At 70.8% G+C, this 22,626-nt stretch carries 6 protein-coding genes (1 of these 6 cut by a window edge); 1 reads left to right on the top strand and 5 read right to left on the bottom strand.

Annotated features, from left to right (window positions below):
• Nucleotides 1-99 precede the first annotated feature (99 nt).
• Nucleotides 100-828 (top strand): polyprenol monophosphomannose synthase, encoded by a 729-nt coding sequence (locus QMG86_RS15890; protein ID WP_281880432.1) that lies wholly within the window; start codon nt 100-102, stop codon nt 826-828.
• Here the strand turns inward: QMG86_RS15890 and QMG86_RS15885 are convergent.
• From QMG86_RS15885 to QMG86_RS15865, 5 genes are all read right to left on the bottom strand, one after another.
• Nucleotides 806-1,531, bottom strand: a complete 726-nt coding sequence (locus QMG86_RS15885; RefSeq protein ID WP_281880431.1) for an NAD-dependent epimerase/dehydratase family protein — start codon at nt 1,529-1,531, stop codon at nt 806-808. The two genes, QMG86_RS15890 and QMG86_RS15885, sit on opposite strands and share 23 nt — an antisense overlap.
• Before the next feature lie 103 nt (nt 1,532-1,634).
• On the bottom strand, nt 1,635-2,051 hold the full coding sequence (locus QMG86_RS15880) for a cupin domain-containing protein (protein WP_039798180.1): 417 nt from the start codon (nt 2,049-2,051) through the stop codon (nt 1,635-1,637).
• A 16-nt stretch (nt 2,052-2,067) separates the two neighbouring features.
• Nucleotides 2,068-3,942: a thioesterase domain-containing protein gene (locus QMG86_RS15875; protein ID WP_281880428.1), complete on the bottom strand. Its 1,875-nt coding sequence runs from the start codon at nt 3,940-3,942 to the stop codon at nt 2,068-2,070.
• A complete protein-coding gene (locus QMG86_RS15870; RefSeq protein ID WP_281880426.1) occupies nt 3,939-16,133 on the bottom strand; it encodes a thioester reductase domain-containing protein in 12,195 nt (4,064 codons plus the stop codon). The genes QMG86_RS15875 and QMG86_RS15870 overlap by 4 nt, the downstream gene beginning before the upstream one ends.
• Nucleotides 16,130-22,626 carry the end of a type I polyketide synthase gene (locus QMG86_RS15865; RefSeq protein WP_281880424.1) on the bottom strand. It continues 14,977 nt past the right edge of the window, so only the last 6,497 of its 21,474 coding nucleotides appear in the window; its start codon lies beyond the right edge, outside the window — the gene reads right to left on this strand; its stop codon occupies nt 16,130-16,132. The genes QMG86_RS15870 and QMG86_RS15865 overlap by 4 nt, the downstream gene beginning before the upstream one ends.

Raw genomic sequence — 22,626 nt, 5'->3', positions numbered from 1 at the left:
GACTATCGGGTCGCAAAAAAGCGGGCAATACCTATCTTTCGGTCGCCGCCGGTATTAGAATTCGATTGCATGAGCGCGGCCTCCGAAAAAACTCTGGTAATGATTCCGACGTACAACGAGCGTCGCAACGTGGGCCCGTTGCTCGCTCAGATCCTGGAACAGGGCTCCGATTTCGACGTCCTGTTCGTCGACGACAATTCCCCGGACGGCACCGGAGATCTGCTCGATGAGCTGGCCCGACAGCACGCGCCCCGCATCCATGTGCTGCACCGGGCCGGTCGCCAGGGTGTGGGCTCCGCACACCAGGCCGGTATCCGCTGGGCTTACGCGCAGGGATATGCGCACATCATCACGATGGATTCCGATTTCGCGCATCCGCCGTCGTATCTTCCGGCATTGCGCGCCGCCGCTGCGGGGTTCGACGTCGTGGTCGGATCGCGGTATCTGAAAGAGGACAGCCTGGCCGACTGGACTCCCTTCCGCAAGATCCTCACCCGGGTCGGGCATTTTCTGACCGTGACACTGTTGCGGATGCCCTACGATGCCACCGGCGCGTTCCGATACTACCGGCTGGACGCCGTTCCGGTGGCGGTTTTCGATCGCGTCCGATCGACCGGCTACTCCTTCTTCTTCGAAAGTCTCTACATTCTCGCCACGAATGGCTTCCGGATCGAGCAGGTGCCGATCCACGTCCTCAACCGCACCGCGGGCGCGTCCAAGATGCGCACCCGCGACGTGGCGACCAGCGTGCGTTTCCTGCTCACGCTGTGCGCGGAGAAGTACCTGCGCCCCAGCAGGCATCGCGTCACCTCGCCGGTGCACCGCTGACCCTCCGCCCGGCCAGCCAGTCGATCACCGCCGCCGCCTCCGGCCAGTCCGGGCCGGTGGCGGTGATCGGGAACTGGTCGTCGACATAGTCTTTGGCGAAGGGCGAGTGCGAGCCCACCGCGTCGCGCACCTCGGACAGCGTCACGGTGGTGCGTGCGCCGACCTCGCGCAGTCCGGTGTCGCCGAGGTGGCCTGTGATCCACTCGGCGCACCAGTCCACGGGGGCGAAGCTCTGCCGTGAGCGGCCACTGGCGAACACCGGACGGTCGGCGGCCATGTCCGCCAGCACGCCCTTGCGGTAGTCCCCGCCGTACATCGGGCCGAGCCGCACGACGAGCGTGTCGGGGCCAGAACACAGCTGCTCCGCCTCCGCGCGATGGCGGCCGTAGACCGTGTCCAGCTGGGCGCGCGCGGAGATGCTGCTGATCTGCACGAACCGCTCCCAGCGCCACTGCTCACGCAGCAAGCGCGTTTTGTCCACCGTCTCCCGCCGGTCTTCCTCGGGATGCTGTTCGGCCCAGAACCTCTTCGACGGGCAGGCGGCATTGATCAGCACGTCGTAGCGACCTGCCGTGCGATGCCGTTCGTGGTCGGCGCGCAGCACCGGCACCACCTCCGTCCGGCCGCTCCGCTCGAGCGCTTCCACCAGCGCGGAGCCCACGTATCCGGCGGCGCCCGCCACAGCCACACGTAACCGGCTCACCTCGAGTCCCTTCCAGGAGTCACGAGACTCCATCGGCGCGCACGGGGGCCGGGCATACCGGGCCGGCATGCTCCTGCGTGGCTTCGCTGTCCGGTCGCGGCGTTCACGCGCCGTTGCCTTCCAAGGTGTGCGGCAGCGGCGCCACCTGCACGATCGGCGGATCGCACTCGTCCCACGGCTTGGTCAGCATGGCGACGAACGTCAGCGGGGTGATCGAGTACACGGTGTGCATCACCCCGATCGGCGTGCGGGTGCAGATGCCCTTGCCGACGTGGATGAACTCCTCGGGGCAGTCCGGGTCCTCGTGGTCGTCCTTGGTCACCAGCACGCCGTTGCCCTCGACGAACAGCAGGTACTCGACGAAATGCGGGTGGTAGTGCAGGCCGCGCACCTTGCCGGGGTGCATGTAGATCAGGTTGAACTCGAGCAGTGGTTCGGGCGGGACCCAGGTGAAAATGCCGCCGCGCCCGTCGCGGACGGTGTCGAGGTTGCACGACGGGGTGAGGACTTCGACCTTCATTTACTGCATCCCTTCATCAGGCGGATACCGCGTCGGGGCGGACAGCGGCGAGCTTGTCCGCGAGCGAGGCGAGCAGCGCGGCGCGCTGCTCGACGAGAAAGAAATGGCCGCCGGGCAGCAGCTCGGTGGAGCGCAGCCCCGGCAGGACGTCGCGCCATGCCTCCAATTGGGTGACCGCGACCTGGCGGTCGTCGCGGCCGCCGAACAGGTGGGCCGGGCACGTCGGGGCGGCGGCGGGGGCGAAACGGTAGTCGTCGAAGATCTCGAAGTCGCTGCGCAGCGCGGGCAGGAACAGCGCCATCACCTCCGGCGTCTCACGCACTTCCGGCGGGATCCCGCCGTAATGGCCCACCGCGGCGGCGAACTCGTGATCCGGCAGTTGCGACAAACGGCCGGGCCTCGGTAGGTGCGGGGCCACCGCGCCGCCGAGGAACAGCGCGCGCGGCGCGACGCCCGCGGGCAGACGGCGGGCGACTTCGTAGGCGGTCAGCGCGCCGAGACTGTGGCCGAAGAATGCGAACGGCAGCTCGGTCAGGGGCAGCACCTGGGCCAGCGCGACGTCGACGAGGTCGGCGAAGCGGCGGATCGGTGTCTGCGCCAGATGCCGCTGCCGGGCGGGCAGTTCGATCACGCAGAGCTCCACCCAGTCGGGCAGGCTGCGCCGCCACGGGGTGTAGGCGGCGGCTTTGCCGCCGGCGAACGGCCAGCAGAACAACCGCAGGGCCGGGGCGCCGGCGGTCTTGCGGTGGATGGTCAGCCCGCCCGTCTCGGCCGGGTGCGATGCGACGGGGGCGGCCGACGTTGCGACCGCAGCCGGAGCGATCACTACCGCAGCGGGTTCCGGTTCGATGGTGGCCGGAGGTGTCACCGGTGCGGCGACGTTGTCGGCCGGGATGCTTCCGAGTCCGGGGACGGCCGGTGGTGCCGCCGAATCCGGAGGAGTCGCGGCGCCAGTGGTGGTCGGGGCCGATTCCTCGAGGAGGGCACGCAGATCACCGACCGTCGCGATCCGGGACACCGGCGCATCCAGCGTCGCGAAGAACTTCGACAGCGGCGCGGACGGACCGACCTCGTAGCGCGGTGTGCTCGCGCGCAGTAGTGCGCGCATGTTCGCGGTCCAGCGCACCGGCGCGGAGATCTGGCGGACCAGATGCTCGGCGAGAGTTTCGGGCTGGTGGAACTGCCCGGTGTAGTTCGAGGTCACCGCGACCGCGCGCTCGGCGCGCATGCGCGGCGCGCAGTCGGCGAGGTGCCCGGCGAATTCGGCCTCGATGCCGCGCATCCAGCGGGAATGGAACGGCGCGCTCACCCGCAGCGGAACGAACCGCAGATCCGGATGACGTTCGGCGAGCAGGATGCGCGCGGCGGCGATCGCGTCGCGCGTACCGCTGATGACCAGCTGGTCGGTCGAATTGTCGTTGGCCACCTCGGCGCCCGCCTCGGCCACCAGTTCGGCCACCCCGGCGCCGGTGATGCCCGGCAGGATGAGGGCGGCCATCGCACCCGCGCCCTCCGGCACCGCGCGTTGCATCAGCGCGCCCCGCGTGCGCACGAGCCGGACCCCGTCGGCGAGTTCGAAGACGCCCGCCGCGACCAGCGCGGCATACTCGCCGAGACTGTGTCCGCCGAAAGCCACTGCCTTGATGTCGAATTCGGTTGCCAGCACTCGATAGGCGGCGATCTCCATCGTCAGCACGCACGGCTGGGTGTACTCCGTGCGATGCAGTCGCGGATCCCGCTCGGTGCAGATCCGCAGCAGGTCCTCGCCCACCGCGTCGCTCGCCTCGGTGAACGTGTCGCGTGCGACGCGGAATTCGGCGCAGAAGTCCGCTCCCATCCCGGTCCGCTGGGCGCCTTGCCCCGGGAAGACGACTGTGCACTCGGCGCTCATCGCAGCACCTCCGCGGTCGGCTCGGCCCCGCGCGGCGCGGGGATGTAGCCCACCTCGGCGCAGTGCGTGAGGTAGGTCCGCACCAGTTCCTCGGTCGGCGGGCAGTCGATGCCCGCCGCGCCGAGTACTCGCCGGGTGTAGGCGCAGTCGGCGTAGGAACTCTCCTCGTAGTGGATCGTGCCGAACAACTCGATGCCGTACTTGAACATCTCCAAGGTCTGGCTGTCGTAGACGTCGTCGGTGCCCAGCCGGTAGATCTGCCGGTCGGTGGCCCTGCGGTGGAATTCCTCGAGCGGCACCAGCTCCACCTCGTACCCGGCGCGCTGGACATAGCGCACCACGTCGTAATAGCGGCGGATGTCCGGATTGGTCAGGTGGTAGGTCTCGCGATAGGTGGGACGCCGCGTGGCGATGTGCACCATCGCGGCGCTGACGTAGTCGACCGGGGTGATGTCCCAGTGCACCGGCGTCAGCATCGTCTCGCCGGTCTCGATCATCGTCTTGAGGATGTCGTAGTACGCGCCTTTGACGCTGACCTCGGAGAACGGGTAACGGCCGGTGCGGCTGTCGCCCATGATGTTGCCCGGGCGCACGATGTCCCACAGCAGCCCGCGCTCGCTCGCCGCCCGGATCAGTTTCTCCGACTCGTACTTCGTCTGCTGATAGGGCAGATGGTCGTAACCCTGGCCCAGTTCGAGGTCGCGCTCGGTGAACGGCGGGTTGTTGAAGTTGAGCCGGTCGCCCAGCGCGCTGAAGCTCGACACGTACAGCAGGTACTTGCCGCGCGAACTGAGCGCGAATTCCACGGCGCGGCGGGTGCCTTCGACGTTGATCGGGGCCAGCGCGTCGTAGAAGGTGACCAAGGTGGTGCGGCCCGCGGCGTGGATGGTCAGGTCCACGTCGTCGGCCAGGCGCCGCCAGGTGACCTCGTCCAGGCCCAGTCGTTCACTGGAGACGTCGCCCAGCACCGTGGTGACGCGTTCGGCGAACGCCTCGTCCAGGGTCGCTTCCGGATCGTAGGTGCCGAGGAAGTGCTTGATCCGGCGCTCGGCCGCGGCCACGGTCTTGCCGCGCACCAGGCAGGTCACCCGCACATCGGTGCGGGTGAGCAGATCGTGCAGCAGCTTGCCGCCCAGCACACCGGTGACGCCGGTGATGAACACCGACCGCACCGGGATCGGGGCGTCCATGGTCACTACGGGGATGTCCTGCTGCGCAGCCGTGGCCGCGGCGACCGTGGTGGGGCGCGGCCCCTCCTGCGCCGCGCCGGTGATGATCCCTTCGTCCACCAGGTAGCCCGACAGCGACGCGATGGTCGGATACAGCTCGGTCGACTCCGCCGGGATCTTGACGTCGTAGTGCTTCATCAGGCGGTTGAGCATTCGGACGGTGGCCACCGAGTCGAACCCGAAGTCGGCGAACTCGGCGTCGAGATCGAGATCGTCCGGGTCGGTCTTCGTCAGATCGGCGAAGATGTCGCGGATGTGCTCGGCGAGCCGATCGCGCAACGCGCTGTCGGATTCGTCGCCGGACGGCTCGGTGCCGGCCGGTTCGGGGGAAACGACCGCAGGCGTCTGGACCGGTTCACTCGGAATAGCCTGCTGCGCACTGCCATTGGTGGTATGTCCGTTGCGCAGCTGCGCCTGCGGCACTTCCGTCTCCTGCGCGAAGACCGTTTTCGCGACCACCTGCGCGGTCGGGTTCGTGCGCCGGCGATAGTCCTCGGGCACGATCCAGTACCTGCGCCGCGCGAACGGGTAACCGGGCAGGCCGACGATCCGGCCGAAGGGCTGCTCGTAGCCCTGTTCCCAGTCCACGGTCCATCCGCCGGCCCACAGCTCGGCCACCCGCGGCAGGTTGCCCGAGCGCAGCAGCGCGCGCACTTCGGCGCGCTCGGCGTCCGACTCGCCGGGCAGTTCGTCGAGGTCGCGGTGGGTGCGGGCCACGCCGTGGAAGACCAGCAGCCCCTCGGCGGGTGCGGGCGCGCTGGAATCGGCGGTGCTGTCGAGCAAGGCGACCAGTTCGGCGGTGGAGGTGGCCACCACCGCGAGGCGATGGTCGAACGCGGCCCGGCCGACGGCCAGCGTCCACGCCACGTCGGGCAGCGACAGCGGGTGGTCGCGCAGCCGGTCGGCGGTGCGGGCGGCCAGTTCCGCGAGCCGGTCGGCGTCGCGCGCCGACAGCACCACGATCCTCGGTCGTCCGTCCTCTGGGGTCGGTGCGATGGGCTCGGCGTCGGTGAGGATCAGGTGGGCGTTCGATCCGCCCGCGCCGAACGAGCTGACGGCGGTGACGCGCGGGCCCCCGTCATCGGGGCGCGGCCACGGCGTGGGCCGATCGATGACGCGGAACGGTGTCGCCGCGAAGTCGATTCCCGGGTTCGGCGGGTCGCTGTGCAGGTTGGGTGCGATGGTGTCGTGGCGCAGTTGTAGCAGCGCCTTGACCACGCCCGCCGCGCCCGCCGCTGCCTCCAGATGCCCCACACTGGATTTCGCCGAGCCGATGCCGCAGTAGCCGCGCTCGGCCGTCGAGCGGCGATACGCCTTGGTCAGCGCCGCGATCTCGATGGGATCGCCCAGCGCGGTCCCGGTGCCGTGGGCCTCCACATAGCCGATGTCGCCCGCGTCGACGCGCGCCGCGGTCAGCGCCCGGCCGATGAGATCAGCTTGGGCGACGGGGTTGGGGACGGTGAAACCGTTCGTGCGTCCGCCGTGGTTGAGCGTGCTGCCCCGGATCACCCCGTGGATGCGGTCACCGTCGGCGCGGGCATGCCGCAGCGGTTTGAGCACGAGGGTGACCACCCCCTCGCCCGGCACGTAGCCGTCACCGCCCGCTCCGAACGATCGGCAGCGGCCGTCGGTGGATGCCCAGCGGCCGTAGCCCAGCAGCAGGTATTTGCCGGGGTGGATCGACACGTTCACCCCGCCGGCCAGGGCGTAGGCCGCTTCGCCGCGGCGCAGGCTCTCGCATGCCAGATGCAGCGCGGTCAGCGACGCCGAGCACGCCGTGTCCACCGCGAGACTGGGGCCGTTGAACCCGAGGTGGTAGGAGACCCGGTTCGCCACCGCGAAGTATCCCGAGATCGGCACGCCGACGAACGCCTGGTATTCGGCGTAACCCACCCCGGCGAAGACTCCGGCATCGGGCAGGCCGCGTGCGGCGGCGCTGCGGCGCACGCGATCCGGTGAGTAACCCGCGTCTTCCAGCGCGGCCCAGGAGGTCTCCAGGAACAGCCGTTGCTGCGGGTCCATCTCCTCGGCGTCCTTGGGGGTGATGCCGAAGAAGCGGGCGTCGAACTTGTCCACGTCGCCGAGGAATCCGCCCCAGCGCGCGTAGGTGGTGCCGGGTTCGTCCGGGTCGTCGGAGAGGTATTCGCGGTGGTCCCAGCGTTGCGGTGGGACCTCGACGATGCAGTCGCGGCCGGCGACCAAGTTGGCCCAGAACTCGTCGATGTCCCCCGCCATCGGGAACTTGCCCGCCATGCCGATGACGGCGATGTCCTCGGCGTCGTCCGCGCTGTCGGGCGCGGAGGTGGAGGCCGCCGTGTGCGCGGGTGCGACGACGTCGCCGGATGAGGTCGTCTCCGGCTTCGAATCGGTGAGCGCGGCCAGGCGCGGCGCGTGCTCGTCGGCGAGATAGCCCGCGAGGTCGCGGACGGTCTGGTATTCGAAGAACAGGGTGCTGGGCAGCGGGCCGAAATCGGTTTCCAGCCGGTCGTTCATCTTGCTGATGAGGACCGAGTCGATGCCATAGTCCTGCAACGGAATACGGGTGCGGATCCGTTGCGGGCCGAGTCGGCAGTATTCGGCGAGCAGACCTTTGAGGTAGGTCTCGGCGGACTGCCGCAAAGGCAGGGAACCCGGCGAGGTGGATCCGGCATCAGGCGTGAATCCGTGAGCCGCGTGGTCGGCTTCGTTGCGGAGCACGCTGTCGTGGGGCGGAGCAGCCGTCGCGAGTGTATTGTCGGCAATCTCCGAGGGTGCCGAGATGTTATCGAGAACCGGCTCGGCCATGGGCGGGGCGGGAAGCATTCCCTCGGCGCTGTCGGACGCCCGCAGCTTTCGCGGTGCCGCGCCGGTCGACGGGCTCGTTGCACGCATCGCGGCGAGGCCCGGGGCTTCGCTGTCGGCCGGTTGGGAGACCCCTTGCCGCGAGCGCCCGACCGCAGCCGGCCGCGTGGACGAAGACGCACCCACCTCCGGCGCCCAGCACCTTTCCCGGTCGAACTCATACCCGGGCAGGTGAATACGGCGCGCGGAGGGATCGGTCCAGCCCGCGTATTCGACCTGAACCCCTTCGACCCACGCCTGTGCCGCCGCTGCCGGGTCGTTCAGCACAGTGGCTCCGGTTCGCTCGGCGGGGGCGTCGATCGTGCCGGTGAAGACCCCGGCGGGCCGATCACCCTCGGCGAAGGCGGCGAGCCGGGCCGCGACGGCGTCCACCGTGTCCGCGACCACCGCGAGGCGATGCTCGAAGCCGCTGCGCCCGAACGCCAGCGTGCGCGCGACATCCGCGAGCACCGCATCCGGATGCGCGGACAGATACCTGCGCAGCGAGCGCGCCATCCGGGCCAAGCTGGTCGTACTGCGCGCGGAGAGCACGATGACCTGCGGTGCGCCCGGCGCGGCAGGCCCGGCGGCTGCCACGGCCGGAGCGTCGTCGACCACCAGGTGCGCGTTGGTGCCGCTGAATCCGAAGGAACTGATCGCGGCTCGCCGGGGTGAACCGTCCCATGCGCGCAGTTCGGTGTTGACGAAGAACGGTGAATCAGCCAGCCCGAGCAGCGGGTTCACCGCGGCGACGTGCAGCGACGGCGGCAACTGTCGGGCGCGCATCGCCAGCAGCACCTTGAACAGACTCGCCATGCCCGCGGCGTGCGAGGCGTGCCCGATATTGGATTTCACCGATCCCACCGGGATGGCGCCGACCGCGCCGGTGTAGCGGCGGAAGGCGGCGGTGAGCGCTTCGATTTCGATCGGATCGCCCAAACGCGTCCCCGTGCCGTGCGTTTCGACGTAGCCGATGGTGGACGGATCGATCCCGCCGTCGCGATATACCGCCAGCTCCAGCTCGGTTTGCGAGCGCACACTCGGCGCGGTGATGCCATTGGTGCGGCCGTCGTGATTGACGCCGATCCCGCGGATCACCCCGTGGATCGGGTCGCCGTCGCGTTCGGCGGCGGCCAGCGGCTTGAGCACGACCACACCGACGCCCTCGGCGATCACGAAACCGTCGGCGTCGGCGTCGAAGCTCGCGCACCGCCCGCGCGGCGACAGCATGCCCATCGACGAGGCGAGCAGGTGGTATTCGGGCGTCACGAACACCGCGACACCACCGGCCAGCGCGAGTTCCGACTCGCCCGAAGCGAGGCTGCGGCAGGCTTGGTGCAGCGCGACCAGCGCGGAGGAACACGCGGTGTCCAACCCGAGACACGGACCGGTCAAATCCAGGTGATACGCCACCCGGGCGGGCAGGATGGCCGGGCTGTTGCCGGTGAACAGGTGATGAGACCCGACCGTTCCACTGTTGCGCAGCAGGGTGGCGTAGTCCGACCCCGGCGACCCGGCGAACACACCGCACCGGCTGCGCCGCAACGACTTCGGGTCGATGGCGGCGTCTTCCAGGGCCAGCCAGCTGTGTTCCAGGAACAACCGCTGCTGCGGGTCCATGTAGTCGGCTTCGGCGGGCACCAGGTCGAAGAACGCCGGATCGAACTGCTCGACGCCGTCGAGGAAGCCGCCCCACTTGGAGTAGGTCTTGCCCGGTGTGGCCGGCGCCGGCCGGAAGTGATCGGCGATCGGCCAGCGCGTCGCGGGGATCTCGGTCACCGCGTCGTGCCCGGCGGCGAGATTGCGCCAGAACTCGTCGAGGTTCGCCGCGCCCGGGAACTGCCCGGACATGCCGATGATGGCGACGTCCATCGATGCCGACCTCTCGCTGGGCCGCTCGGCGGCGGTTCGGGTGCCGGGCGTCGGCAGGTTCGAGACGGGCGCTGTCCGGGCGCGCGCTGGTGCCCCGGATGCGCTCGTCGCCTCGGCGCCCTCTTGGGCCAGGCGAGCGCTGAGCAGCCGTACCGACGGATGGTCGAACACCACCGTCGGGCGTAGCGCCAGGCCGTACCGGGCGTTGACCCGGTCGATGATCTTCACCGCGAGTATGGAGTCGACCCCGTACTCCGAAAGCGACAAATCCACCCGCACCTCGCTGCGTGCCACGCCGAGTCCGTCAGCGACTATGGCGGTGAGCTCGGCCTCGAGCGCCTGGGCAGTGCCGGGCTGTGAAAGTACGGTCACCACCGTGGGTTCGGTCCGCGTCTCGGCCGCTGGTCGGGCGGCGTCTGCTGGGTGGAGCGGCGCGACGGGGGCCGACTCCACGGCGAGCGCGGGGTGGACCTGCGGATCGACGGCGACTGTCGGCTGAGACTGCGCACCGGAGACAGCCGTGGGCTGGACCTGCAATTCGGCGGCGACCGTGGGTTGGACCTGCGGATCGGCGGCGACTGTCGGCTGGGACTGCGCACCGGAGACGAGCCCAGGCTCGACGTGCAATTCGGCGGCGGCCGCGGGCTGGAGCTTCGCGGCGGCGGCAACCGTCGGCTGAGACTGCGCGACGGCGGGCACGGAGGCGCTGACGGCGGCCAGCAGCCGGAAACTCGGCTCCGGATCCGTGGACAGGCCGGGCCCCCACGAGCGGATCCCGGTGAAACCCGCTGCGGCCAGCGCTGTGTTCCATTGGGACTCGGACAGCAACGGCGAGTGCGGAAGCCGCGCCTCCGGATCGCGGTAGGCGTGCCAGCCCTCCAGCAGCCCGAAGGTCAGCGCGAGGACCTCGAGGTCGGTGGTCGCCTCCGTGCACGCGAGCACGCCGCCGGGCGCCAGCAGCCGCCGGACGTTGCGCAGCGTCGTGCCGATCGACCGCGTCGCGTGCAGGACGTTGGCGCAGAGCACCAGGTCGGCCTCATGCGCGGGGAATCCCTGCGCGACCGGATCGGCTTCGATGTCCAGCACCGTGAAACGCAGGTTCTCGCGCGTACCGAAGGTGCGTCGTCCGTGCGCGACGAAACTGTGCGACACGTCGGTGTAGTGGTAGTCGAACGCGATCGCGCGCTCGGTGAGCGCGTCGAGTACCGCGTGCGTGGAACCGCCGGTGCCCGCGCCGATTTCGATGATGCGCAGCGGCCGCGCCGGGCCCGGCGGCTGCGCTACCGCCGACACCAACCCGGCGAGCAAGCCGTTGGTGAAATCGTAAGCTGCGTTGCCACGGTAGATCGCGCCCACCAGTTCGAGGTCGCCGCCGGGGAACAGCACCTCCGTCGCGGACAGCTCGCCGCGTAGGACGCGCGGATACGCGGCCAGGCAGGCGTCCAGCAATGTCACATACGGCTGAGTTTCCGGGAAGCGCGCGAGCAGGTCGGCGCGCATCCCGCCGGTCCCGGGTGGCGGGCCGGGAACCACGATCCGGCCGTCCTGCGAGCGCACCAGCTCGTGTCGCCGCAGGATGTCCAGGCAGCTGGTGCGCAGCCGGTCGAACTCGGGTCGTATGCCCAGGCGCGCGTCCACCGACCGCGCGGTCCACTCCCCCGGCGTGAGTCCCATGCCGGCGAGCGTGGCGAACAGCCGCATCGCCGCGTAGCGGCCGAGTTCGGCCTTGCCGGGCTCCACGACGCCCGCGGGCTCGACGGCCGCCTCGAACCGCTGCACCGCGGCGTCGAACCCCGAGCGCGGTGGTGCGATGATCCAGTAATCGGTGCGCTCGAAGGGATAGCCGGGCAACGGGATCCGGCGCAGCGGCCCGCCGCGCCCACGCCAGTCGAACTCCGCGCCGGCGACCCACCGGCGGGCCAGCTCCTGGTCGTCGGACGTGGGCGCGGAGAGCGTCGGCCGGGTCTGCGCGTCGACGGTGCCGGTCACCACGGGACCGAGCTGGTCGGTGCGGAACTGGTCGAGCGCGTCGGCCACCTCGGCGGGTGCGGACGCGACGACCGCCAGACGATGCGCGAGCGCGGGCCTGCCCACCTGCAAGGTGCGCACGGCGTCGCGGAAATCCGCGGGATCGAGGGTGCGGAAGTGCCGGGCCATGGTCTCGGCGTAGCGGCGCAGTCGCTCGGGAGTGCGCGCCGACAGCACGAAGATCTCCGGTTCACCCGTGGCGGCCGGGCGAACGCGGTCGTCGAGGTATTCGGCCAGCACCACATGGGCGTTGGCGCCGCCCGCGCCGAACGCGCTGATGCCGGCGTGACGCGCCACGGCGACGCCGTCGATGGTGCGGCGCGGCCACTCCTGCACTTCGCGCGGCAGGCGGAACGGCACCGAATTGAACGCGATGGCCGGATTTGCCTGTTCGGCGTGCAGCGTCGGCGCGATCCGGCCGTGACGCATCTGCAACAGCACCCGGGTCAGGCCCGCGACACCGGCGGCCGCTTCCAAGTGGCCGATGTTCGACTTCGTCGACCCCAGAGCGCGGGAGTGCCCGGCTCCGGGGGACCTCCCGAAAGCGGCAGCGAGCCCCGCGATTTCGATGGGGTCGCCGAGCGGGGTCCCCGTGCCGTGCGCCTCGAGGTAGTCGATCGCGGTGGGGTCGACCCCGGCCGCGCGCAGGGCCTCACCGATCACCTCGGCCTGCGCGCCCGGGTGCGGCACGCTGTATCCGGAGGTCTGGCCACCGTGGTTGACCGCGCTGCCGAGAATCAGTCCGTGGATGGTGTCGCCGTCGGCGCGGGCGGCCGACAGCGGTTTCAGATACAAGGCGCCGACTCCTTCGCCGGGCACGTAACCGTCGGCCGCGGCGGCGAAGGGCCGGCACCGTCCGGTGTCGGACATCATGCCCAAGCTGTGCAGCAGCCGGAATTTGTCCTCGTGCAGCAGCAGATTCACCCCGCCCACCAGCGCCGCGTCGCATTCGCCGTCGAGCAGGCTGCGCCGCGCCAGATGCAGCGCGGTCAGCGACGCCGAGCAGGCGGTGTCCACGGTGAGGCTGGGCCCGCGCAGCCCGAGGGTGTAGGAGGTGCGGTTGGCGATGGACGACGGGATCGAGGCCACCGCGACCGGATCGCCCTCGCGGGCGGCCGCGACCCCGAGCAATCGGTAGTCGCTCCAGGTGGAGCCCACGAACACGCCGACGCGGCGATCCCGCACGGCCGGATCGGTGTGGTGGTAGCCTGCGTGCTCCAGCGCCGCGTACGCCTGCTGCAGGAACAGCCGCTCCTGGGGGTCCAGCAGCGGCGCCTGGACGGGCGGGATGCGGAAGAACTGCGGGTCGAAACCGCCTACGTCACGGAGGAATCCGCCGATCATCGGGGGCGCGCCGGGCGCGTCCCCGGCGGCGGTGAGCCACCAGCGTTCGGCGGGGACGGGACCGACCGCGTCGTGTCCGTCGCGCAGATTCCGCCAGAACTCCTCGATGTCCTCCGCGTCCGGGTAGCGACCGCTGATCCCGACGATCGCGATGGGCTCCGCGACGGACCGGCGATGTGCAGCCGGCGAGGGCTCGATGACGGCGGCGGTCGGCCGTGCGGCTGCCGGTTGCAGTCGCGCGCGCAGCGCCTCGGGCTCACCCCACACCGTGGCCAAGTGCGCGCGGTTCAGCGTGGCACAGGACACCAGCAGGTCCAGGCCGGTCGCGGTCGGCAGCAGTCCCACACCGGCCCGCCGCAGCGCGGCGATCTGTTCGGCGGGTGGACGCATGCCGCCCTCGGCCCACAGCGGCCAGCCCACACTGATGGTTCTGCTTCCGGACTGATCGCGCTGTTCGGCGAAGACGTCCAGATAGCGGTTGGCCGCCGCGTAATCCGCTTGCCCGGGGTTGCCCAGCACTGCGGAGACCGACGAGAACAACACCGTCAGGCGGACCTCCGGCAGCGCCCGCGTCAAATGCGTGACGCCGTAGACCTTCGGCGCCAGCACGGATATCGCGTCGTCACGGCCGGTGCCCGCCAACAGTCCGTCGCGCAGTTGTCCCGCACCGTGATACAGCACCTCGACGGGTCCGAACGTGGCGTGGGCGATCGCGGCGACGCGGTCGGCATCCGCGGCGACCGACACGTCGGCGCGCACGTGCACCGCTTCCGCGCCGAGATGGCCGAGTTCGGCGAGCAGCGCGGCGGCCGCCGCGTCGAGCGGGCGGCGCGATACCAGCACCATCCGGGCGCCGCACTCGGTGGCGAGGCGGCGGGCCAGCTGCCGGCCGATTCCGCCGAATCCGCCGGTGATCACGACAACCGACCCCGGGCGCGGCACCGCGTCGCCGGAACTCGGCGTGGTGTCGGCGAGCAGCCGGGACCGGCGGATCTGGCGTCGCCCGCCGAGATAGCGGATCTCGGTGGCTGAGTCGCGTTCGTCGACGCCGAGTTCGGTGGCCACGATGTCCTCGATCGCACCGCCGGGCTCGCGCTGGACGGCCCGCAGGATCGGTTGTGGCTGCTCGAGCCGCAGGGTGCGCGCCAAACCGCCCAGGAGCGCGCAGGTCGATTCACCTGCGGGTGTGGCGGGCGTGAGAGCGAGTATCCGGCGCATCGGCGGTTCGGGCGCCGCCGCGGCGGCACGCAGCAGATCACGCAGCGGCAGGTACACCCGTTCGATCAAGCCTTGCGGGTCGGTGTCGGTCACCGCTTCGGGCCACAGATACAACGCGGCGTCGAAGCGCACTCGCCGCGACGCCAGTTGAGCGACCAGCCGCTCCATGTGTTCTGGGTTCGCCGGGTCGACGTCGAACCGGTCTGTTCCCGCCACGAACTCGTTGCCGGGGCGAACGCGGACGGCCGTGGCCGCGCCGTGCGGGTAAGGGTGGTCAGCGGTATCGAAGACGAGCAAAGCGGCCGGTTCGCGACGTGGGTGCGCGGCGGGGTCGGGCTCCCAGTCGAATCCGAAGGCGATCAGGTCGTCCACGGCTGGGACCGAGGCGGATACCACCGGCGTGGCGACTGCTTCCGATGTCTTGGCGCTGGTACTCGATTGTGTTGCGTTCGGAACTGATTCAGTTGGGTGAGCATCTATTCGAACAGGCGTTGCCGAGGGGACGGCGGTGTCACCGGGCCGGTAGTTCGCGCCGACGATCTCGGAGAGGTGCCCGGCGAGCGCCTCGATGGTCTGGTACTCGAACAACAACGTCGGGTAGAGCGGCTCACCGACCCGCGCCTCCAGCTCCGCGGTCAACCGCAGCAGGCGACCGGAATCCAAGCCGAGCTCGTAGAACCCCACGTCCGTCGCGATGCCTGCGGGCTCGGCGCCGAGTTCGCCCGCGACGAGCGCGGCCAAGTCGGCGGTGATCACCGCACGCGCGTCGCCCAGAGGGACGGCCGCGGACGCAGCGGTGGGCGCGGCCGGTCGCTGCGGGGACGCCGCCTCCGGCTGGGTCAGCAACCGCTGGATGTCGGCGCTGCCACGCACACGCTTGGACGTCAGCCGATACCGCGCCACCGGTGACCCGTCCGGATCGTAGAGCGCCACCTCGGCTTCGAGCAGATCCCCACCGTGCCCACCGCGCAGCGAGGCCCGCACGAAGACCTCCTCAGGAGTGGCCCGCCAGGCGCGCACGTCACCGAAATAGATCGGGATGAACGCGCTGTCGTCGTCCACGCCGAGCCGGTGCGGGTCGATGAACGGCACGATCGTGGAGGCGTCCAAGAAGGTGGGATGCAGCAGGAAACCGGGGAGATGCGCGGCCGCCTCGGTGCCGAGACCCAGCGTCGCGGTGACCACGTCGTCTCGGCGGGCGAAATGCCCGGTGGCGCGCATGAACGCGCGATGCTCGATACCCCGGCTCCCGCTTTGGGCATACATCTCGGCGATACCGCGCGCCAGCGCCGCACGGAATCCGGTGACATCGATTCCTTGCGGCTCGTCCGCTGATTCCGTCTGCTGGACAACGCATTCCGCTACCGGCTCGACCGCCCCGACCGGCACGCCCGCGGCATCCAAACGCTGTACGTCGATGGCGATCCGGCCGGTCGGGCGATCGACCCGGAACGCGATGCGTGCCGCGCCGTCGTCGGCGAGGGCGACCGGACGCTGGAACAACGCTTCCCGGATCGTCAGGTCGCCGGGCTGGTAACCGGCGGCCATCGCCGCGCGCAGGATCATGTCGAGATACACCACGCCCGGCAGGATCCGTACACCGTGCACCCGGTGGTCGCGCACCACCGGGTCCTCGGCCCGCAGGGTGGTGGCGAAGCTGTTCAGGTCGATCCCGCTCATACCAGCGGCTCCACACGGAGGAACGACGGTGCGGGGGCGCTCGTCGTCATCGGCACCACGATCCGCGGCGCGGGCTCCGTCGATGTGCTGGGAACCGTTCTCGGCAGCATGAAGCTCCTCTTGCGGAATGCGGGTGGATCCAGGGGACGGCGCGTCGGCCGGTACCCGTCGGGCGCCTGCTCGACGACGAGGTGGGCATTGGTGCCCCCGAAGCCGAACGAGCTGACGCCCGCCGCGCGGGGCCTGCCGTCGGCAGGCCGCCACGGGCGCAGTTCCCGGTTGACCTGCAAGGGCGAACCGGTGAACTTGAAACGCGGATTGAGGTTGTCGCAGTGCAGCGACGGCGGCAGCGCCGCATGGTGCACGGCCAGGATGGTCTTGACCGCTCCGGCGATGCCCGCCGCGGAAAGCAGATGTCCGATATTGGTTTTCACGCTGCCGACCGCGCACGGCTCCGGACCGCGCGACCGGTCGCCCAGCACGGTCGCCAGCCCCTTCAGCTCGATGGGGTCGCCGATCATGGTGCCGGTGCCGTGCGCTTCCAGGTACGACAGCGCGTCCGGCGACATGCCCGCCACCTCGAGCGCCGCGGTGACCACCTCGATCTGCGCCCGCATGTTCGGTGTGGTGATACCCATCGTGTGCCCGTCGTTGCCGATCGCCGAACCGCGCAGCACCGCGTAGATCCGATCGCCGTCGGCGAGCGCGTCGTCGAGCCGCTTGAGCAGCAGCAGCGCCGCGCCCTCACCCGGCACGAAACCGTCGGCGTTCTCGGAGAACGTCGCACACCGTCCGTGCGGTGACAGCACGCCCGCCGCCGACAGGGTGACGAACGGCATCTCGTCGAGCAGCACCTCCACCCCGCCGGCCAGCGCGGCGTCCACCTCACCCGCACGCAGCGCCTGGCAGGCCAGATGCACCGACAGCAGCGACGACGAACACGCGCTGTCGAGCACGACGTTGCCCGCGTGCCAGTCGAAATAGTCGGAGATGCGCGCGGCGATGAAGTTCTGGCCGATGCCGATGACGGTGTGCCGGTCCGGGACCGGTATCCGGTGGAAGTAGTTCGCCGCCCGGCTGCCCGCGTAGACGCCGACCCGCTTGCCCGCCAGTTCCTCGCGCCGGTATCCGGCGTCGGTGGTGGCCAGCACCGAGGTCTCGAGCAGCAACCGCTGCAACGGGTCCATCTGCCAGGCCAGTTCGTCGGTGACCCCGAAGTACTCCGGATCGAACAGATCGATGCCGTCGACGAACCCGCCCCATTTGCTGTTGGTCAGTCCGGGCCCGCCGGTCGGGCGGTAGAAGCGGGCGGGGTCCCAGCGAGCCGGGTCCACTTCGCGGATGCCGGAGGCGCCGGCGGCGAGCAGACGCCAGAACGCGTCCGGAGTGTCCCCGCCCGGCAGGCGGCAACCGATGCCGATCACGGCGATCGGCTCGGCGGCCCGGCCGCGACGGGCATCAGCGGCCCACGCGGCCGTGGTGCGGCGCGACTCCCGTGGTTGTTCCGCGGGCGGCGGATCGCTCGGCGTCCGCTGCGGATCCGCGGCCGGGTCCGCCGCGAAACGTTCCGGGTACTGCTCGGTCAACAGGCCCGCCAGCGCGTCCAGCGTCGGGAATTCCAGCACCAGCGCCGGGTCGAAGGGCTGGCCGATGACCTGCTCGATCCGGCGCACCGCCGAGGCGATCAGCACCGAGTCCGCGCCGTACTCCTCGAACCGCTTGTCGCCCTCGAAGCGGGCCGGGGCGAGCTTCAACTCGTCGGAGAAGATCCGCAACAGTTCCTGGTACGCCGCCGCGGATCCGCTCGCCACCGTGGGCCGCGCCGCCGGGGCAGACTGCGGCGCGGGACGGCTCGTGCGGGTCGAAAGCCGCAGTGCGGCACCTCGATACGGCAACACCACCGGATCCGGCAGGCCGAGGACCGCGTCCAGCAGTTCGAATCCCTCCGCGGCACTCAGCGCAGGCAGCCCGGTGGCCCGATAGGCCGCGCTGGTCACCTCGCCGAATCCGGTGTCGCGGAACGACGGCCATTCGACCGACCGGAAATACGGCCGTCCGAGGGCGTGCTGCGCTTCGGCGAAGCGGTCGAGGTGCGCGTTGGCCATCGCGTAGTCCGACAGGCCCACCGCCAGACCGGGCAGCACCGCCGACACCGACGAGAACAACACGAAGAAATCCGGACGGTCGGCGGCCAGTACGTCGGCGAGAACCGCCGTGCCCGCCAGCTTGGGTTCGAGCACGGTCGCGACGGCGGGTCCGGTCTTGCGCACGAACGCCGGGCTCTCGCTCGACACGCTGCCCGCGCAGTGCAGCACGCCAGCGATCGGGCCCAGCTCGCGCCGCACGCGGTCGAAGAAGCCGGACAACGCCGTGTCGTCGGCGAGGCTGCCGAAGTAGGTCCGCACCGCGACGCCGCGATCGCGCAACGCGACCAACCGCCGCACCTTGTCGGCCACGGGCCCGGTACCTGCGGCGACCCGGTCCCAGTCCGGTTCCGGCGGCAGCGTTTCGTGGCCGAGGACGGCCAAGCGGCGTGCTCCGCGTTCGACCAGCGCCGCCGCGAACTCCGCGCCGAGCCCACGGGTACCGCCGGTCACCACATAGGTGCGAGCGGGGTCCACCACGAGACCGGCGCGTGGCGTGGCGTCGGCGAGTTCGACGGCTTCGCGTCTTCCGTTGCGGTACCGCACCCGCGGGGCGCTGTCCTCGCCGCACTCCGCGCCGAGGATCGCCAGCAATCGGGTGGGATCGGCGCACACCGCCGCGCGCTCGGCGACCACGTGGACGCTGCGGGTGCGCACGTCCCGGATCTCCTCGGCGAGCGCCGCGACCAGACCGCCCAGCGGCGCCGACTCCGGTCCGTCGGCGCCGGGATGTCCCGCGGCGACGTGCACCAGCACGAGCGAACCGGTGCGCGCCTCGATCACACCCTGGTACAGCCCCATCCGGCCGAGGTCGCCGGTGGGCCGGCCCGCCGGCGCGGGGGCGAGGTCACACACGTCGAGCACGCAGTCGGTGCCGGGATAGCGCGCCGCCAGCTCCCGGCCGAGCGCGGCGCCCGCGCCGAAGTCGTCACGGTGCAGGGCTCCCGGAAAGTCCGACAGCCGCACCAGACGGCCGGGATCGCCCACCGCGGCGACGAGTGCTTCGATCAGCGGCTGCGGGGTGCGCGTGTCGTATACAACCAACGCGCGGCGATCGCGCAGGTCACCGGAGGGCAGCGGAGCTTCCCGCCAGACCGGAACCAGCAATCGACGTTCCGGCGAGGCGGCTCGCCGGGTCGGCGCATGCTGTTGAGCGGGTGCGGGCCACCCGGCCGACGCGGATTGCGGCGACCCGGGTTCCGCTGCCGACCGGTCCGCCGGAAGTGGCGGCAGCGCGGCGTCGGACCATTGCCCTGACGCGAGTTGCGGCGATTCCGGCGTGCGCGCATACCTCGGATCGAGAGCAGGCTGGGGCGCGAGGGCGAGATTCGCCGCTGATGGTTGTGGCAGCGACGTGAGGTCGGACCCGGACGTGGACTGCTCGACTGCGGACTGTGCCACCGGGTCGGTGCCCGCTCCGGCCTGCCGACTCGGCGTGACCTGCGGCGCGGCAACGGATTCCGTGTTCGGAGCGCTCTGCCAGGTCGGCGCGGAATCGGACTCGGGCGCAGGCGTGACGTCCGGAATCCAATACCGCTCACGCGCGAACGGATACGTGGGCGCGGGAATGCGGCGTCGAGGTCCGGGGTCGCGAACGGTCGCCCAGTCGATGTCGCCGCCGCCGAGCCAGCGCGCGATCCGGGAGTCCTCCCCCGCTTCCCGGCACGCCCTGGCGCCGGGTGCGTCCTCGACCCACGCGCGGACGGCGGCGCGCAACTGGTCGAGGTCCCGTGCGACGAACGCGGCGCGAGCGCGGCCCGCCTGACGGCCCACCTGCATGGTGTAGGCCAGATCGGCGAGGTTCGGCTGCTGTGCGGCGAGGTAACCGTCGAGTGCGGCCACGTACTCCGCGAGGCGCTCGCGATCGCGTGCGGAGACCGGGACGACCTGCCCGCCGCTGAACCGGGTCTCCGGCCTGCGGTCGACATACTCTTCGATCACCACGTTCGCGTTCGCCCCGCCCGCGCCGAACGAACTCACCGTCGCCCGGCGCGGTCGCGCCGGATCGCCGCCGGGCCAGGGCAGCGGCTGGGCCGGGATCCGGAACGGTGTGGCCGCGAAGTCGATATTCGGGTTGGGCGGCGTGGCGTGCAAGGACGGCGCGATGGTCCGATGGCGCATTTGCAGCAGCACCTTCGTCAGCGCCGCGACACCGGCCGCCGCCTCGAGGTGGCCGACATTGGACTTCACCGAACCGATCGGCAGTTCGGACACTCCCGAATGAGCGAAAACCTTGGCCAGACCCGCTATTTCGATCGGATCGCCCAGGGCGGTGCCGGTGCCGTGCGCTTCGATGTAGGACACCGACGCCGGATCCACACCGCCGGCGCGCAGCGCGGAACGGATCACCGCCGCCTGCACGTCGGGATTGGGCACCGTGAACCCGTTGACGCGGCCGCCGTGATTGATCGCCGAACCCTTGATGACCCCGTAGATGGTGTCGCCGTCGGCTTCGGCGTCGGCCAGTGGCCGCAGCACCATCGCGCCGACACCCTCGCTGGCCACATATCCGTCGCCGCCCGCGCCGAAGGAGCGGCAGCGGCCGTCGGTGGAGGCGAACTGCCCTTGGCTGAGGGCGACGAATTTGTAGGGGTGCAGCGACAGATTGACGCCGCCGACCACCGCCAGCCTGCATTCGCCGGTGCGGATGCTCTGGCAGGCCAGGTGCAGCGCGGTCAGCGAGGACGAGCAGGCGGTGTCCACCGCCATGCTCGGCCCTTGGAAGTCCAGGGCGTGTGAGACGCGGTTGGGGATGCTCCAGAACGTCGATCCGGGCAGCGTGCCGCGCCCGAGCCGGGACTCTTCGGCCCCGAACATCTGGTAGGTGCCCCACATGACGCCGACGAACACACCGGCCTGTTCCGGGCGCAGGCCACCGCGCGCCAGATCGGCGCGGGAGTGCCCGGCGTCTTCCAGTGCGGCCCAGGCGGTTTGCAAGAACAGCCGCTCCTGCGGGTCCAGGATCTCCGCCTCGCGCGGGGAGATCGCGAAGAACAGCGGGTCGAAGCAGTCGACGTCGTCCAGGAATCCGCCCCATTTGGTGTAGGCGGTGAACGGGTTGTTGCGGTCGGGAACGAAATAGCGGGTGTGATCCCAGCGCTCACGCGGGATCTCGGTCACGCAGTCGCGTCCCTCGACCAGCACCCGCCAGTACTCGTCGAGACCCTTCGCACCCGGGTAGCGCCCGCTGACGCCCACGATCGCGATATCCCCTACCGGGCCGGTGGGGTGGCCGGAGGACGAGGCGTCGGCCGCAGCAGGGGCCGCCGGGGTGTGCGAAGCGTGCCGGGTCCTCGGCTGGGGTGCGGACGGACTGTCGTTCATGAGCGGGCGATCGACCGCGATCGACGCACCATTGGCGCCCGGCCCGTCGGTGTGCGCGGCGAGATCGTTGCTCGCAGCCTGCGGTCGAGCAGCTACGGCTCCGTTCGATGCGGTCGAAGTGCCCGCGGAGTACGTCGCGGGCGTCCGCGCCGCCGTCCGATCGGAGGAATCGCCACGGCTCTCGACCGGCGGCGGCGCGGACGGCTTGTCGGCGGAGCCGAGCCGCACCAGCAGGCCGACCACCGCGCGCGGGGTGGGGTACTCGAAAGCCAGCGTGGCGGGCAGGCGGTGACCGCTGGAGCGCGACAGTTCGTCGCGGACCTCGATCGCCGCCACCGAGTCCAGCCCGAGTTCGTGCAGCGGACGATCCAGATCGTCACCGGGGGCCAAGCCCAGGCAGCGCCGCACGAGAGCCTCCATCCTGTCGGACAGATCGGCGGTAGGCATTGCCGCGGCGACGTTTTCGACGGGCGCGGCGAAATCCAGCAGCACGTCCGGCGCGTCGACACCGGTCGTTCCCGCGAGCACGAGCGGCATCGCCGTGACCGCCGGCGCCGGGGAACCGATCAGTCGGGCGAGCGTGTCCAAAGCCTGCGCGGGGCGCAGCATTCCGTACCCACGGCGGGCCAGCCGCTGTACGGCGCCGATGTCGAGCTGTTCGACCATTCCGGTGTCCGCCCAGGGACCCCACGCGATCGACAGCGCGGGCGAGCCCGAGAGGTCGCGCGACTCGGCCAAGCCGTCGAGGAAGGCGTTCGCGGCGCCGTAGCTCGACTGGCCGGGCAAGCCGACCACCGCCGCGGCCGAGGAGAACAACAGGAAGAAACGCAGGGAGCGACCCGCCGTCAGTTCGTGCAGGTGCCATGCCCCGAACGTCTTCGGGGCGAGGACGTGCCCGACCCGCGCGGCCGTCTGCTCGGCGATCACGCCGTCGTCCAGCACCCCGGCCAGATGCGCCACGCCGGCCAGCGGCGGCAGCTCGCGGTCGATCCACGCCAGCGTGGCCGCGACGGCGTCGCGATCGG

This window comes from Nocardia sputorum, assembly GCF_027924405.1.
GTDB lineage: Bacteria > Actinomycetota > Actinomycetes > Mycobacteriales > Mycobacteriaceae > Nocardia > Nocardia sputorum.
The sequence above is the reverse complement of the archived record's forward strand: the minus strand, read 5'-3'. Positions and strand labels throughout refer to the sequence as shown.